Annotated in this window: 17 protein-coding genes; 14 read left to right on the top strand and 3 right to left on the bottom strand. The window is 70.2% G+C overall.

Annotated features, from left to right (window positions below):
* The first annotated feature begins 88 nt into the window (after positions 1-88).
* Together DDV73_RS02960 and DDV73_RS02955 are read left to right on the top strand one after the other, a co-directional pair.
* Complete coding sequence (locus DDV73_RS02960; protein WP_109505750.1) at positions 89-1,345, top strand: kynureninase; 1,257 nt, start codon at positions 89-91, stop codon at positions 1,343-1,345.
* Between the two features lie 149 nt (positions 1,346-1,494).
* On the top strand, positions 1,495-1,884 hold the full coding sequence (locus tag DDV73_RS02955) for a hypothetical protein (RefSeq protein WP_154402585.1): 390 nt from the start codon (positions 1,495-1,497) through the stop codon (positions 1,882-1,884).
* Between the two features lie 122 nt (positions 1,885-2,006).
* On the opposite strand, the gene DDV73_RS02950 is transcribed toward DDV73_RS02955, so the two are convergent.
* Positions 2,007-3,302, bottom strand: a complete 1,296-nt coding sequence (locus DDV73_RS02950; RefSeq protein ID WP_109505748.1) for an alpha/beta hydrolase fold domain-containing protein — start codon at positions 3,300-3,302, stop codon at positions 2,007-2,009.
* A 110-nt stretch (positions 3,303-3,412) separates the two neighbouring features.
* Here DDV73_RS02950 and DDV73_RS28175 point away from each other — a divergent pair, with 110 nt between their 5' ends.
* The 9 genes from DDV73_RS28175 to ilvA all read left to right on the top strand — a co-directional run bounded on the left by DDV73_RS28175 (position 3,413) and on the right by ilvA (position 9,312).
* Positions 3,413-3,754 carry a hypothetical protein gene (locus DDV73_RS28175; protein ID WP_161962270.1) on the top strand — a complete coding sequence of 114 codons (342 nt, stop codon included), beginning with the start codon at positions 3,413-3,415 and terminating at the stop codon, positions 3,752-3,754.
* 14 nt (positions 3,755-3,768) lie between these two features.
* On the top strand, positions 3,769-4,599 hold the full coding sequence (locus tag DDV73_RS28170) for an alpha/beta fold hydrolase (protein ID WP_161962269.1): 831 nt from the start codon (positions 3,769-3,771) through the stop codon (positions 4,597-4,599).
* Entirely contained in the window at positions 4,596-5,207 is a 612-nt protein-coding gene (locus DDV73_RS02940) for a DUF998 domain-containing protein (RefSeq protein WP_109505746.1), read from the top strand. Before DDV73_RS28170 ends, DDV73_RS02940 begins: the two co-directional genes overlap by 4 nt.
* Positions 5,204-5,509, top strand: a complete 306-nt coding sequence (locus DDV73_RS02935; protein WP_109505745.1) for a dihydrofolate reductase family protein — start codon at positions 5,204-5,206, stop codon at positions 5,507-5,509. Before DDV73_RS02940 ends, DDV73_RS02935 begins: the two co-directional genes overlap by 4 nt.
* Before the next feature lie 12 nt (positions 5,510-5,521).
* A complete protein-coding gene (locus DDV73_RS02930; protein WP_109505744.1) occupies positions 5,522-5,785 on the top strand; it encodes a dihydrofolate reductase family protein in 264 nt (87 codons plus the stop codon).
* An 85-nt stretch (positions 5,786-5,870) separates the two neighbouring features.
* Positions 5,871-6,398, top strand: coding sequence for a hypothetical protein (locus DDV73_RS02925; protein WP_154402584.1), 528 nt, complete (start codon positions 5,871-5,873; stop codon positions 6,396-6,398).
* Between the two features lie 10 nt (positions 6,399-6,408).
* Positions 6,409-7,566 carry a hypothetical protein gene (locus DDV73_RS02920; RefSeq protein ID WP_109505742.1) on the top strand — a complete coding sequence of 386 codons (1,158 nt, stop codon included), beginning with the start codon at positions 6,409-6,411 and terminating at the stop codon, positions 7,564-7,566.
* Positions 7,567-7,664: 98 nt separating this feature from the next.
* Positions 7,665-7,973, top strand: coding sequence for a hypothetical protein (locus DDV73_RS02915; protein WP_109505741.1), 309 nt, complete (start codon positions 7,665-7,667; stop codon positions 7,971-7,973).
* Positions 7,974-8,082: 109 nt separating this feature from the next.
* On the top strand, positions 8,083-9,312 hold the full coding sequence (gene ilvA, locus DDV73_RS02910) for a threonine ammonia-lyase IlvA (RefSeq protein WP_206050672.1): 1,230 nt from the start codon (positions 8,083-8,085) through the stop codon (positions 9,310-9,312).
* 21 nt (positions 9,313-9,333) lie between these two features.
* Here ilvA and DDV73_RS02905 read toward each other — a convergent pair whose 3' ends face one another.
* A complete protein-coding gene (locus tag DDV73_RS02905) occupies positions 9,334-11,064 on the bottom strand; it encodes an acyl-CoA dehydrogenase family protein (RefSeq protein WP_109505739.1) in 1,731 nt (576 codons plus the stop codon).
* Positions 11,065-11,108: 44 nt separating this feature from the next.
* Between DDV73_RS02905 and DDV73_RS02900 the strand changes: the two genes are divergently transcribed.
* Positions 11,109-11,729 (top strand): TetR/AcrR family transcriptional regulator, encoded by a 621-nt coding sequence (locus DDV73_RS02900; protein ID WP_109505738.1) that lies wholly within the window; start codon positions 11,109-11,111, stop codon positions 11,727-11,729.
* Here DDV73_RS02900 and DDV73_RS02895 read toward each other — a convergent pair.
* Entirely contained in the window at positions 11,726-12,073 is a 348-nt protein-coding gene (locus DDV73_RS02895; protein ID WP_170126003.1) for a winged helix-turn-helix transcriptional regulator, read from the bottom strand. The two genes, DDV73_RS02900 and DDV73_RS02895, sit on opposite strands and share 4 nt — an antisense overlap.
* Positions 12,074-12,193: 120 nt before the next feature.
* Between DDV73_RS02895 and DDV73_RS02890 the strand changes: the two genes are divergently transcribed.
* Together DDV73_RS02890 and fdhD are read left to right on the top strand one after the other, a co-directional pair.
* A complete protein-coding gene (locus DDV73_RS02890) occupies positions 12,194-13,048 on the top strand; it encodes an SDR family oxidoreductase (RefSeq protein ID WP_109505736.1) in 855 nt (284 codons plus the stop codon).
* Positions 13,049-13,105: 57 nt separating this feature from the next.
* Positions 13,106-13,966, top strand: a complete 861-nt coding sequence (gene fdhD / locus DDV73_RS02885) for a formate dehydrogenase accessory sulfurtransferase FdhD (RefSeq protein WP_109505735.1) — start codon at positions 13,106-13,108, stop codon at positions 13,964-13,966.
* Positions 13,967-14,137: the final 171 nt, after the last annotated feature.

Below are 14,137 nucleotides of genomic sequence, written 5' to 3'. Positions count from 1 at the left end.
GGTGTGTGAGAGCGCTCTCATCAATGAGAGTGGCCTACGTTGTCAGGCGCGTCTACAAGATGGCACCGAGAGGCCACCGAGGAGCTCTATGTCGCACGATGATGACCTGTCGCCACAGGTGCCCGACGATCTTGCCGCCAAGGCTGCGGCGTTCGATGACGCCGATCCGCTCGCCGGCTACCGCGCCGAGTTCGTGCACAGCGACGGCGTGCTGGCCTACCTCGACGGCAACTCGCTGGGGCGTCCGCTGCGGTCGTCCGGCCGCAGGCTGGCGGAGTTCGTCGAGGGGGAGTGGGGCGAGCGCCTGATCCGGTCCTGGGACGAGCAGTGGATGGACCGTCCGACCGAGCTGGGCGATCTGCTCGGACGGGTTGTGCTCGGCGCCGCCGCCGGACAGACCGTGGTCGCGGACTCCACGACCGTGCTGCTCTACAAGCTGGCGCGGGCGGCGGTTCAGGCCCGCTCCGGCCGCGCCGAGATCGTGGCCGACACCGAGAACTTCCCGACCGACCGGTTCATCCTCGACGCGGTTGCGCGGGAAGCGGGCCTGACCCTCCGCTGGATCACACCGGACCCGGCGACCGGCGTACAGCTGCATGAGGTCCAGCAGCTGCTGTCCGACCGGACCGCGCTGGTCGCGCTCAGCCACGTCGCCTACAAGTCCGCCTACGTCGCCGACCTGCCTGGCATCACGGCCGCCGTCCACGAGGCCGGCGCACTGATGCTGTGGGACCTCTGCCATTCTGCGGGAGCCGTCGAGCTCGGGCTCGACGCCGCCGACGTCGACCTTGCCGTCGGCTGCAGCTACAAGTACCTCAACGGTGGCCCGGGGGCGCCGGCCTTCGCCTACGTGGCCGAGCGTCTCCACGGCGAGCTGGTGCAGCCGATCGCCGGCTGGATGGGGCACGCCGACCCGTTCGCCATGGGTCCGTCGTACCAGCCGGCCGCCGGTATCCGGCGGTTCATCAGCGGTACGCCGCCGATCCTGGCCATGGTGCCGCTCCACGACATGCTGGTCCTGCTCGAGCGAGCAGGGATGCCGCAGGTGCGCGCGAAGTCCGTCCTGCTGACCGAGTTCGCCGTGGAGCTCGCCGACACCATGCTCGCGCCGTACGGCGTCGCGGTCGCCTCGCCGCGCGACCCCGAGCTTCGTGGGGGACACGTCACCCTCGAGCACCCGGCGATGAGCGCCGCAGTCGCGCAGCTGTGGGATCGCGGCGTGATCCCGGACTACCGGCCACCCAGCGGGCTCCGAGCCGGCCTGTCCCCGCTCAGTACCAGCTTCGCCGAGGTCGCCATCGCCTTCGCCCACATCCGCGACCTGCTGAGCAGCGAGTCAGGCTGAGGCTTCCTCAACTACCGAACAGGTAGTCGTTCACACAGTCCGCGAGCCCCTCGAGGTCGAGGGCGCTGACTCCGTCGGCCAGACACCGGAAGACGGCTGCCTCGCGAGACGCCGGCGGGTCAGGCGACGGATGGGCGGTCGGCGTCGGCGTGAGCGACGGTTCGGGTGGGCTCGCGGACGGCGATGACGGGGGTGCTGTGGTCGGGCTGGTTGCGTCGGTCGTGGGTGCGGGCGGCGGCGTCGAGGACGGCGCGCCGCTCGCCGGGGGTGTCGTCGCATCCACTGATGAGGCAGTCGGTGGCGCCGACGGGGGATGTGACCGGGACGGTGCCGGCTCGTCGGCGCCGGGATTCGCGACCACGGCCTCGACCTCGGCCGGGACCGAGGTCGCCGTGCCGATCGCGGTCCTGCGGTCCGGGAGCGCGGCGTCCGGGCCGAACGTGGCGACGGCGACGACCGCGACGGTGGCGAGTGCGGCCACCGGTACGACGACCGCGGCGCCTCGAGGCACACTGGCGATGGCACGCCGGGCGGTGTGACGGCCTTGTCTCACCTGACTCCTTCCACCCCTGTGGGCACAGCACGCTAGCCCCAGGTGTGGTTGCTTGTGACCGGCGGAACCACAAACTTTGCCCACCCTTCGATGGGTGACCCAGCAGGACTACGTCGCAGTCCGAGAAGTGCCGATATGCGAACTTTCGCCTAGTCCAGTCGTCCGGTTTGTCATAGCTCGTACGTGGGCCCCGACGGCCTCGATCGCCTTCGCCGCCTCCGGCAGGAAGGACCAGAACAGGTGGAAGACGTGGGTGTTGGCCGGGTAGAGCTCGAGCGTCGCGGGTACGCCGTGCTCCCGCGCCCGGCCGACCAGCTCCTTGGCGTCGCGGAGCACGAAGTCGCCGGTGCCGACCTGGACGAGCATCGGCGGCAGGCCGGTCAGGTCGGCGTGCAAGGGGTTCACGGCCGGGTCGGCGGGCGACGTCGTACCGAGGTAGGTCGGCACGCACATGTCCACCTGGTCGCGTACGGCGCGGGCCTGCGGGTCGCCCTCCGTCTCGTGGTCGAGGAACAGGCACTCCAGGTCGACCCACGGGCTGAGGAGCACCACCGTGCCGGGCATCGCCGCGCCGGTCGCGCGGAGTCGCTGCAGGAGCGACATCACCAGTCCGGCGCCGGACGAGTCGGCGACCAGGGCCAGGCCAGCGGGATCAGCTGCCCGTCCGGCCAGCCACCCGTAGCTCCGCTCGACGTCGTCGACGGCCGCCGGGTACGGGTGCTCGGGAGCGAGCCGGTAGTCGGGCACCAGCACCGGGCTCGCGCAGGTGACCGACAGGATCCCGGCCAGCGGGCGGGAGCCGAACGCCGACCCGGAGAGGTAGCCGCCGCCGTGGATGTAGATGACCGCGGGATCAGCGGCCGAGTCGGCGGTGGGGTCGGCGGTCGCGGCCTGAGCGGAGGTGTACACGAGCGCGGGCACGCCGCCGGCGTTGACCGGCCGGGTGGCGACTCCGTCCGGGGTCGGGAGCTGCGCGTTCATCGCCTCGAACGCCTGCCGGAACGCGTCCAGCCCGGTGAGCAGCTGGTCGACGATCGGCTGGGTCAGCCGCTCCAGTCGCTGCTGGTTCTCGCCGCCGACCGCGCGCGTGTGCTGTACGGCGTCGTCGAGGTCGGTCAGCAGCGGCCGGACCCGGTTGAGCAGCGCCTGCCCGGCCACCGTCAGCTCCACGTGGTGGGTGGATCGTGAGAGCAGCTCGACGTCGAGAAGGCGTTCGAGGGCGCGGATCTGGCGGGACAGGGCCGGCTGGGTGAGGTAGAGCCGTTCGGCCGCGCGGGTGAAGTTCAGCTCCTCGGCGACCGCGAGGAAGAACCGGAGGTGCCGCAGCTCGATCGCGTCGGGCGCCTTCGGCAGGTCGATCAGCCTCCCGCTCGCGGCCGCGCTGTCGGACGGGTCGGTGTCCATGGGTCCGAGTATCCGCGAGTCGGGCGCGGACGTCCTATGCCGTTGCGGCATGACGGTGGTGCCGCAGCGGCCTTTCCCTTCGGACCCTGCCCGGTGTCAGCGTCGTTGGCATGACACCGACCCGAGGCACGCTTCTCCTCCAGGCGCCGAGCGGCGAGCTCCGCACGACGCTGGTGTGGCCCACCTGCGCGGCGCCCACCGGGCTGCCACCAGTGGTCCTGCTGGTCGCCGACCAGGAACAGCCCGACCTCGCCGAGGACATCGAGTCGGCGGCAGCCGACGCGGGGCTGCTCGTGGTCACCGTCACCGATCCGCTGCCGCCGCCGGCCGACGCGTTCTCGTACGTGCTCGGCTGGCTGGCCGACCACGCGGTCGACCTCGGCTCGGACCGTCCGATTCGGGGCGGCCCGCTGTCGCGGTGGATGCCGCCTCGCCAGTCACCCCACCAATGAAAGGAACGATCACCATGTCCAGCTCACCTACCCACACCTCCACCGTCACCTCCGCCGACGGCACCCGGATCGACTTCGACCGGCAGGGCTCCGGCCCGGTCGTCGTCCTCATCTGCGCCGGCCCCACCGAGCGCAGCTCGCACGCCGAGCTGGCCGCGCTGCTTGCCGACACCCGCACCGTCGTGAACTACGACCGTCGCGGACGAGGGACCAGCGGCGACACCCAGCCCTTCCACGTCGACCGAGAGGTCGAGGACCTGATGGCCGTCGCCGAGGCGGTGACCGCGGGCGACAGCGCAGGGGTCAGCCTGTTCGGCAACTCCGGCGGCGCGTTCATCGCGTTCCGCGCGGCTGCCGCCGGGATGCCGATCCACCGGCTGACTCTGTGGGAGCCGCCGTTCGCCGCCGGCTCCGGTGGGCCGGAGGTGCCCTCCGACTACCAGCTCCGGCAAGCGGCCCTGGCCCAGCACGATCGCAACGGCGACATGGTCGAACTGTTCCTGGGTGCGGCGGTCGGGATGCCGCCCGAGGTGATCGCCGGCCTTCGCCAGAGCCCGTACTGGGGCTTCATCGAGAACGCCGCCAATCCCGCCCTGGTGTACGACGCTGCCCAGGCCGGCGACTTCGACGTCCCCGTCGAGCGCGTCGCCCGGGTCACCTGCCCGACGCTGGTCCTGGACGGCGGCACCACGCCCTGGCTGACTCGCGCTGCGGACCGGGTGGCCGAGCTCATCCCCGGCGGCAGCCGGCGGACGCTGGCCGGCCAGCCGCACAACGTCGACAGCGGCGCGCTGGCGCCGGCGCTCGCCGAGTTCCTCGTCGCACAGAACGGCGCCGGGTCATGACGGGGCCGGCCACCGCGGCGGCGGCGGTTTACCTGACCCTGGCCGGCGGTCAATACCTGTTCCGCGACGGGCTCGAGCCGCACCGGCACATCCTCAGCCTCGCTGAGAACGGCACCCACGGCTGGATCCAGGTCACCAACTTCCTCCTCACCGGGGCGCTGACCGTGCTCGCCGCCGCCGGGATGCGGCGAGCCGCGCCGCCCGGGGACGGCCCCGGCTGGGCGCCGTACCTGATCGGAATCTACGGGCTCGGCCTGGTCGGCGCGGGGATCTTCCGCGCCGATCCGGGTGGCGGCTTCCCACCGGGCACGCCCGACGGCGTACCCGAGGTCACGGTCCAGGGCGCCGCCCACTTCGCGGTGGCGGGCATCGGGTTCGTCGCGGTCATCGCCGCTGCGTTCGTGATGGCCCGCCGGTACCGCAGGGCCGGCCGCCCGGGCCTGCGCGCCTACTCGGTGGCCGCCGGGACGGCGCTCCTCCTGGCCTGGGTCGGCCTGAGCGCCGCGCCGACCCAAGCCACCACGCTGCTCTTCGTCGCGGCCGCGCTGCATGCGTCGGTCTGGACCGCCGTCGTCGTGGCGCGGCCTTCCGGAGAGGTGCGGGCATGAGCACGCTGACCGTCATCGAGTACGTCTCGGTCGACGGCGTCGCCCAGGCACCCGGCCATGCCGGCGAGGACACCGACGGGGGATTCGCGCACGGCGGATGGGCCGGGCCGCAGCTGGCAGACCACCGCGAGTACGGCACGACGCTTTACCAGAACGCCGGCGCCTTCATCTTCGGCCGCCGCACCTACGAGCTCTGGCAGCCGCACTGGTCCGCGGTCACCGACCCTGGCGACCGGATCGCCGCCGCCCTCAACGACCGCCCCAAGCACGTCGTCTCGACCACGCTCACGGAGGTGACCTGAGCGAACACCACGATCTGGAGCGACCGGATCCCGGAGCGGGTCGCGGAGCTCAAGGCGTCCACCGCCGGCGACGTCGTCGTAGCGGGCAGCCTGCAGCTGCTCCAGACGCTGGTCGCGCACCGGCTCGTCGACACCTTCCAGATCTGGGTGCATCCGGTGCTGCTCGGCAGCGGCAAGCGGCTCATCGAGCCGGTCACGCCGGCGCTGCTTGGCCTGCGACCGGTGGCCGCCACCGTCACCCGGAGCGGGCTGGTGGCGCTGACCTACGAGGCGTGAGTGTTTTGCCGCCGAAAGTAAAGGGCATACAACCCTTGTTTGCATTCGCAATGACTTCAGGGGGTCAACCGAGATGATGTCCAAGATGGAAAGGCTGTATCGCGCGGGGCGGGAGGAGATTCCGCAGGAGGCTGAGCACATCCAGACGATCAGCCGCGACCTGTTCGACGTGATCGACATCGTCAACGTCCAGTCGGCGCGGGCGGGGGACCCGGCGATCCTGGTCGACATGCTCACCATCGGCGGCGACCTGTACGACGTGCTCCGGGACGCAGTCACCTCGCTGAACAACTGCGCAGCCGCGGTGATCGCTACCGCCGACGACTTCCGCCGCACCGACGAGGACGCGGCCAGCGACTACGACAAGATGAGCGACTCGCTGAAGGGATCCCAGCCGCTGCCGGTCAGCGCCCCGCCCGAGATCAAGGACCCGGAGGCCGAGGGCGCGACCACCGTGGTCGGCGGCGACGACGGCCACGTGCCGCCGGAGGAGGTCGAGGTCGAGTCCACCCCGGATCCGACGAAGACGCCGGACGAGGACAAGCAGGATCACGAGGACGCCGAGGCGGCTAGCGACTACGACTACCAGCGCGAACAGCGCAGCGGGCGGTGACGAGATGAGCATGTTCGATCGTGGAGAGTTCGTACAGGTCCTTGCCGACATCGAGAAGTACCTCGGCTACCTGCGGGGCAACGAGAACGCCTACCAGTACATGCGCGAGGTCGAGGAGTCGATGTCCGGCGGCGAGGGCACGATCCTCGACGTGATCCCGTGGGAGGGCTACGGCTACCCGTGCCCGGAGGAGCGGTTCAAGGTGAAGCCGGCGCTGCCGCTCAATATCTATGTGGGTCCCGGGTTCAAGCGCGAGGAGTTCATCGCGTCGGTCAAGGAGAGCATGGACGCCGCGTGGCGCAACGGCGAGGCGTGGAGTGCCGGCGTCAAGGACTGGGCCATCTCGGTGTGCGACCAGTTCACCCGGCCGAGCGTCCCGATGCTCACCTCGGCGATGATGTCGATGCAGACCCAGGTCGTGGAGAAGCTGGCGATCGACGTCAACGACGACTGGGCGCAGATCGGCGCCAACCTCCGCACCAACTGGACCGGCGAGGCGGCGACCGACTTCAACGTCTTCTACGACAACTACGACGACGTCCAGCACACCTTCGCCATCTTCAGCGGCTACATCAACTCCGGCGTCGCCTTCACCACCGGCGTCATCGACGCCACCCAGAAGGGCGCGCTGCAGTTCGTCAAGGACATCCGCACCAACCTCGAGAAGCAGCTCGAGGCCTGGGCAAAGGCCGGCTTGAAGCCGTCCAACCCGCCGGAGCCGCTGCCGCCGTGGATCACCGACATCGCCAAGGTCGCCTGGGACATCTTCAAGCTGATCCCGGTCGGCCAGACGGTCGACAAGGCGCGGACGGTCGTCAGCGATGTCGCGACGCTGATCAAGGACGTCGACGCCGCGCAGAAGAAGATCGCCAAGGACCAGCCGGGGAAGGAGAAGCCGATCAAGGTGCAGACGGCCGAGCAGATCTACGACGCGCTGTCCAAGACCCTGTACGACGACTACCTCGGCGAGTGCCAGAAGGCCCTCGCGGGGCTGCACTCCGGTGGCATCAGCGAGTCCGGCGCGCCGCCGGCGCCCGGGGAGATCGCGGACAACGCCTTCACCGGATCGCGGATCCTGGGCCTGATGAAGGACATCCAGGACCGCCGGGACTGGAAGCTCCCCGAGGTGTCCAACGAGAGCATGGTGGGTCCCGGCGACACCTACTAGTGATCCGGACGTGAGCGGTTCCTGAAACCTAGGTAAAACCGCGTGTCGCGGAGCCCGGAGGGCGCCGTGCCAGTCGGACAAAGTGGGACGATCTGGGCATGTCGCACGATCCCGGCCGGCTGGCGGCCCACGTCTTCCTCGACGTCGTCTGCGCGAGCAATCTCGAGTACGCCGACACGCCCACCACCGCGGCCGCACTCGAGCTCGCCTTCGAGCGGATGAACGAGATCGGCGTGGTCGACGCGGCTGTCCGGTCGGACGGCAGCGTCGACGTCGAGATCACCGCCGTGGTAGACGGTGCGGCGCGGATGCTGGGCTGGCTGATCGACGAGCTGGCCGTGCGAGACGGCGTCCGGTGGGACGACGTGGTGCTGACCATTCGCGACGCCCTCGACCGGGAGAACTGAGGCCGTCTTTTGCCGTGCCGTCGTACCAGGCCGCCAATGTCGGCGTCCCCCGGTCCCAGATCAGCGTGCCGGTCGCGGGCTCCGCGCCCGGCTGGGGCAGACTCGGTGTGTGCCAGTAACACCCGATGACATCGCCGCCGCCGCTTCGCGGACGATCGCGGTGCGGACGCCCCTCGAGCGCTCGGAGCGCCTTTCCGGAAAGTACGACGCCGAGGTCCTGCTCAAGCGCGAGGACCTCCAGCTCGGCCGCTCCTACAAGGTGCGCGGTGCGTACCACACGATGTCGCTGCTCGCCGCGGAGCCGTTCTCCAGCGAGGTAGTGACGGCGAGCGCGGGCAACCACGCCCAGGGCATCGCGATCAGCTGCGCGCGGCTCGGGGTGAAGGGCCGGATCTTCGTGCCCACCAACACGCCCCGGCAGAAGCGCGACCGGATCCTCGCCCTCGGTGGTTCGTCGGTCGACCTGACTCTGGTCGGCAAGACGTACGACGAAGCGGCGGCTGCCGCACAGGAGGCGGCCGAGACCTACGGCGCGGCGTACCTGCACCCGTTCGACGACCTGCGCACGATCGCGGGCCAGGGCACGGTGGGCTTCGAGCTCACCCAGCAGACCGAGCCGCTCGACCTGCTGGTCGTGCCGGTCGGCGGCGGGGGACTGCTGGCCGGCGTCGCGACCTGGGTCCGGAGCCAGTGGCCGTCGACCAGGATCGTCGGTGTCGAGCCGGTCGGCGCCGCCAGCATGGGCGCCGCGCTCGCCGCGGGCGGGCCGGTCACCCTCGACACGCTGGACACCTTCGTGGACGGCGCGTCGGTCGGCCGGGCCGGCGACACGACGTACCCGATCGTGCGCGACCTGGTCGACGAGGTGGTCGCAGTCGAGGTCGGCGCGATCTGCGCGGAGATGCTCGACCTGTACCAGACCGACGGGATCATCGCGGAGCCGGCTGGCGCGCTCGCCGCGGCCGGGCTCGGAGCGCTCTCCTCGGTGAGCGGCCGGGTCGGCTGCATCGTCAGCGGTGGCAACAACGACGTCTCCCGGTACGCCGAGGTGATCGAGCGGGCGCTGGTCCACCAGGGTCTGCGGCACTACTTCCTGGTGTCGTTCCCGCAGGAGCCGGGCGCGCTGCGCGGCTTCCTCGACGGTGTGCTCTCCGACGGTGAGGACATCGTCGTCTTCGACTACGTGAAGAAGTCCAACCGCGAGACCGGCCCCGCTGTTATCGGCATCGACCTCGACTCACCGGACGGGCTGCCGGCCCTGCTCGCGCGGATGAAGGCCAGCGGACTGCCGATCGACCCGATTCCCTACGACAGCCCGCTGTTCACATTCCTGCACTGAGCCTGCAGTGTGCCCAGCTGGTCAGGGGTTCATCGAGTAGGCGCCCGACAGCGCCACGATCTCGTCCCAGACCCGGCCGAAGCGCGCCTCGTCGACGACGGGCTTGCGGACCGCCGACAGCGCCCACTCCTGCTGGGCGGGAGTCGAGCTGTCCTTGCCGTGCATCGCGATCGCGGCCTTGGAGAAGTCCTTCACCAGCACGCCGAAGATGGCGTCGATGATGTCGGTGTCGACGTCGAGGAGCTTGGCCTGCTCGAGGATGCCCTGGCCGTAGACGATCAGCGTGAAGATGTCGCCCAGTGCCAGCAGGAAGTCCATGTCCTTCTGCTGTACGTCGTCGGGCGCGGCGGTCAGCAGCAGCTCGGTGAACGCCTCGGCCTGCTCGGTGAAGATCGCGACGTTCGCGATGTCCTTCGCCTCGGCGTACGCCGTCCGCCAGTCGTGGAAGCGGACCTTGCCGAGCCCGCGGGTCGGTCCCTGGCGGAACAGGAAGTCGTCGTCCTTGGCGAGCTGCATGGTCGGGACCTCGGGCTGCTGCTCGGGCATGAACAGGTAGGCCGGCATGAACTTCAGCACCAGGCCCAGGTTGACCGCGACGGTGCCCTCGAGCCGGGGCAGGCAGGTGGTGTCGTACTTCGCGATGGGGATGAAGTTGTCCTTCTCGAAGCCCTTCGCGGCGACGATGTTGCCGAGCTGGATCATCACCTTCTCGCCCTCGTCGGTCACCTTCATCTTCGTGACCGGGACATAGAGCAGGTAGCGCCGGTCCTCCGGGGAGGCCGTGCGGAAGTAGTCGATGGCCCGGCCGCTGAACAGCTTCATCGCGACCAGCCGCGCGAACGAGTCGACGAACGCCTCGCGGATGTGCGGCATCTCTATGACCGGCTTGCCGTAGAGCACCCGGTTGTGGGCGTGGGTGATCGAGCCGTAGAAGCCGTGGGTGGCCAGCCCGATCGCGCCGAAGCCGAGGTTGAACTTGCCGACGTTGACCGTGTTGAGCGCGGCGCTGAAGGCCTCGTCGCCCTGGTGCAGGATGTCCTCGGCCCGGACCGGGTAGTCCTCCAGCCGGAACTCTGAGACGTAGTTCTGGTTCGGCACCACGTTCTGGACCAGGTGGTACGCCGGGTGGTTGCTGTCGGCGTAGAAGAAGACGTACTGGTCCTGCCCCTCGACGCCGTCGATCCGGCCGAACACCGACACGGTCGAGGCGACGTTGCCGTTGCCGATGTAGTACTTGCCGCCGGTGGCCAGATAGCTGCCGTCGGCCTGCGGGGCCAGCACCATGTCGCTGGAGTAGATGTCCGCGCCGTGCTCGCGCTCGGAGAGGCCGAAGGCGCCAACACCGCCGGCATCCAGCGCGGCCGCCGCCCGGGCCCTCGCGGCGTCGTTGTCGCTCTGCCAGACCGGGCCGAGGCCGAGGCAGGTCACCTGCCACGGGTACCAGTAGGACAGTCCGTAGAAGCCGAGCAGCTCCGACATCGCGGCGACCCGTGCGGTGTCCCACCGCTTGTTCGGGTCGCCGGCCGCGTCCCGCGCCGGGGTCATGAAGGTCGCGAAGAGCTTCTCCCGGGCCACGAAGTCGAGGAAGTCGGCGTACCAGACCTTGTCGTGGTAATCCGAGCAGAGCTTGGCCAGGCCCCGGTTCTCGAAGTACTCGACGGTGGCATTCAGGACCCGCTGCGTCTCATCGTCGAAGTGCGCGGGGTCGTACGCGTGCGGGTTGAGCAGCAACGAGGTGGCTGACTGAGGCATGCCCGCTAAGGTAACAGAACGCCGTTCCGTTAGGAGTGCTTCCGATGGCTGAGATCCCGGTGCCGCCGGAGTTCGCGCGCGCCCGGAGGCCCGACCAAAAGCAGGCCCGGCAGGCGCATCTGGTGAGCGTCGCCCGGGCGCTGCTGGCCGACATGACGGCGGCTCGGCTCACCCTGGGCGAGGTCGCGCAGCACGCCGGGCTGGCGAAGTCCGGAGTGCTCCGCCACGTCGGCTCGCTGGAGATGCTGCTGCTGGACTGCATGTACGACGAGCACCTGGACTGGCTGGCCGAGCTGCGCGGAGCCGCCGACGTACCGACCGACGGCGAGAGCCTGGCCCGGCTGCTGGCCGGCTCGCTTGGCCGGCGTCCGGTCCTGTGCGACCTGATCCGCACCGCGCCGACCCTGGTCGGCGAGCTCGGTCAGGAGCAGGCCGAGCGGGCGCGCGGGTACGAGGAGGAGGTCCGCGCCCAGCTCGCCGACGTGGTGTCGGCGTTCCTGACGCTGAGTGCCAAGGAGGCCGGGCTGCTGGTGGTGGCGGTGCACGCCGTCGTCGGCACCTGCTGGGCCTGGACCCGCGCCGGCGACGCCTTCCAGCTGCGGTTCGAGGCGCTGGCGACCGAGCTGCTGAAGGTCTTCCTGAGCGGGCTGGCCGGTGTGCCTTAGGCGGGTGTCGCGCTGACGTGTTGCTGGGCCCAGAAGACCAGCGGGGCGAGGAGGGCGGCGGCTTCGCGGCCGTCGTTGGTGAGGGAGTACTCCACGTGCGGGGGGACGACCGGGTGCGCGTCGCGGCGTACTAGCCCGTCTGCCTCGAGCGTCTGCAGGGTCTGGATCAGCATCTTCTCGCTCACCCCGACGATCGCCCGCTTGAGCTCGCTCCACCGCATCGTCTGATCATCGAGGGTCAGCAGCACCAGCACGCCCCACTTGCTCGTCACGTGCTCGACCAACAACCGGGTGTCCGGGCAGGCCGTGTCGAGCTGGAAGTCGCGCACCGACATGGATTTCATGGTCCCACCTTACCTCTCTGTTAGTACCCCACTTTGAAGTAGGTACTGCCGAACGGGAAGGTGCCTGCCGCGGCATGGGTTGGCACAGGTGTCCGCACCGATCCACTCCTTGGAGGAACCATGTCCATCGTCGTTACCGGAGCCACCGGGCAGCTGGGCCGTCTCGTCGTCGAAGAACTGCTGGAGTGTGGGGTCGACCCCGCCGGCATCGTCGCCACCGGCCGGTCGATCGAGAGGCTCACCGAACTCGCCGAACGAGGCGTTCGCGTTGAGCGGCTCGACTTTTCGGCGGTGCCAGAGGCCGTCGACTGGCTCGGCGACGGCGACGTCCTCCTGCTGGTGTCCGGCAGCGAGCTCGGCAGGCGCGTCGCCCAGCACGCGGCCGTGGTCGACCTCGCCGCGCGCTCCGGCGTACACCGACTGGTCTACACCAGCGCGCCGGCCGCCGACGACACCGCGCTCGTCGTGGCGCCCGAGCATGCGGCGACCGAGCGGCTGATCCGCGACAGCGGCCTGCGGTTCACGTTCCTGCGCAACGGCTGGTACACCGAGAACTACCTGACCGTCTTCGGGCAGGCCCGCGAGACCGGCGTGGTCGCGGACAGTGCCGGCGACGGCCGGGTGGCAAGCGCCCCGCGCGCGGAGTACGCCGCGGCGGCTGCCGCAGTGCTGACCGGCGACGGCCACGAGGGCGCCGTCTACGAGCTGTCCGGCGACGCCGCCTGGAGCTTCGACGAGCTGGCGCAGGAGTTCACCGAGGTGCTCGGTCGCGAGGTGACCCGGAGCCGGTTCACGCCTGAGGCACACCGAGAGGCGCTGGTCTCGCACGGCCTCGACGAGGGCACCGCCGGGTTCCTTGTTGCACTCGACCGCAACATCTCCGACGGCCTGCTCGCGGTGACGTCCGGCGAGCTGGCCAAGCTGATCGGCCGGCCGACGACGGCCTTGGCCGAGACGGTGCGCGGCTGGGCGTAACAGCGGCACCGGCACGCGCAGTACCGTCAGAGGACGACTCCGGGAAAGGAGCAGACGATGGGTCGAGTGACGGTACGCCGGCCGGTGCTGCGGATCCGCGACGGCTCGTCGTCGCAACGCCCGGACACCCTGGCCGCTGAGGAGCCGATGGAGATTCGGGTTGCGGGCCGCCCGCTCACCGTCACCATGCGTACGCCCGGCGCCGACTTCGACCTCGCCGTCGGCTTCCTGGTCAGCGAGGGTGTAGTCCACCACGCGGAGGACGTGACCGCGGTCCGCTACTGCGCGGGCGCCACCGACGATGGCGGCAACACCTACAACGTGGTCGAGGTCGGCCTCGCGCCACACGTGCCGGTGCCGGACGCCTCGCTGGAGCGGAACTTCTATACGACCTCGTCCTGCGGCGTGTGCGGCAAGGCCAGTCTGGACGCCGTCCGCACCTCAGCAGCATGGTCGGTCGCCGACGACCCCTTGCAGGTCGACGCCGAGGTGCTGGCCGCCCTGCCCGACCGGCTTCGCGACGGACAGCGGGTGTTCGACAGCACCGGTGGCCTGCACGCCGCCGCGCTGTTCTCCGCCGACGGTGAGCTGCAGTGCCTGCGTGAGGACGTCGGCCGCCACAATGCCGTCGACAAGGTCATCGGCGACGCGCTGCTGTCCGGGCGGCTGCCGCTGCGCGAGTCGATCCTGATGGTCAGTGGCCGGGCCTCGTTCGAGTTGGTGCAGAAGGCGGTGATGGCCGGCATCCCGATGCTGGCCGCCGTCTCGGCGCCGTCCTCGCTCGCGGCCGACTTGGCCGAGGAACACGGGCTGACGCTGGTCGGCTTCCTGCGCGGCCGCTCGATGAATGTGTACGCCGGCGCCCACCGCCTCCGACTGCCGACCGACCTCCCGGAACCGCACCGCGTCGACGGGTAAAGCAGCGTAACCGTCGACGTGACCGCCTGCGCTCTCCCGCGTACGCCGCTACGCCGACGCGCTCACACCACGCCGCCGGCCTGCGCCGAACTACGTGCGGCGACCGCCTCTCTGGAGCCGATTCTGGCAGCGGCTGATCTCGGAAGAGTCGTGTCCATCGGAGTTCAACCG

This window comes from Nocardioides speluncae, from assembly GCF_003121585.1.
Lineage (GTDB): Bacteria > Actinomycetota > Actinomycetes > Propionibacteriales > Nocardioidaceae > Nocardioides > Nocardioides speluncae.
Note: the sequence above shows the minus strand (reverse complement) of the source record. Positions and strands in the feature narration are given on the sequence as shown.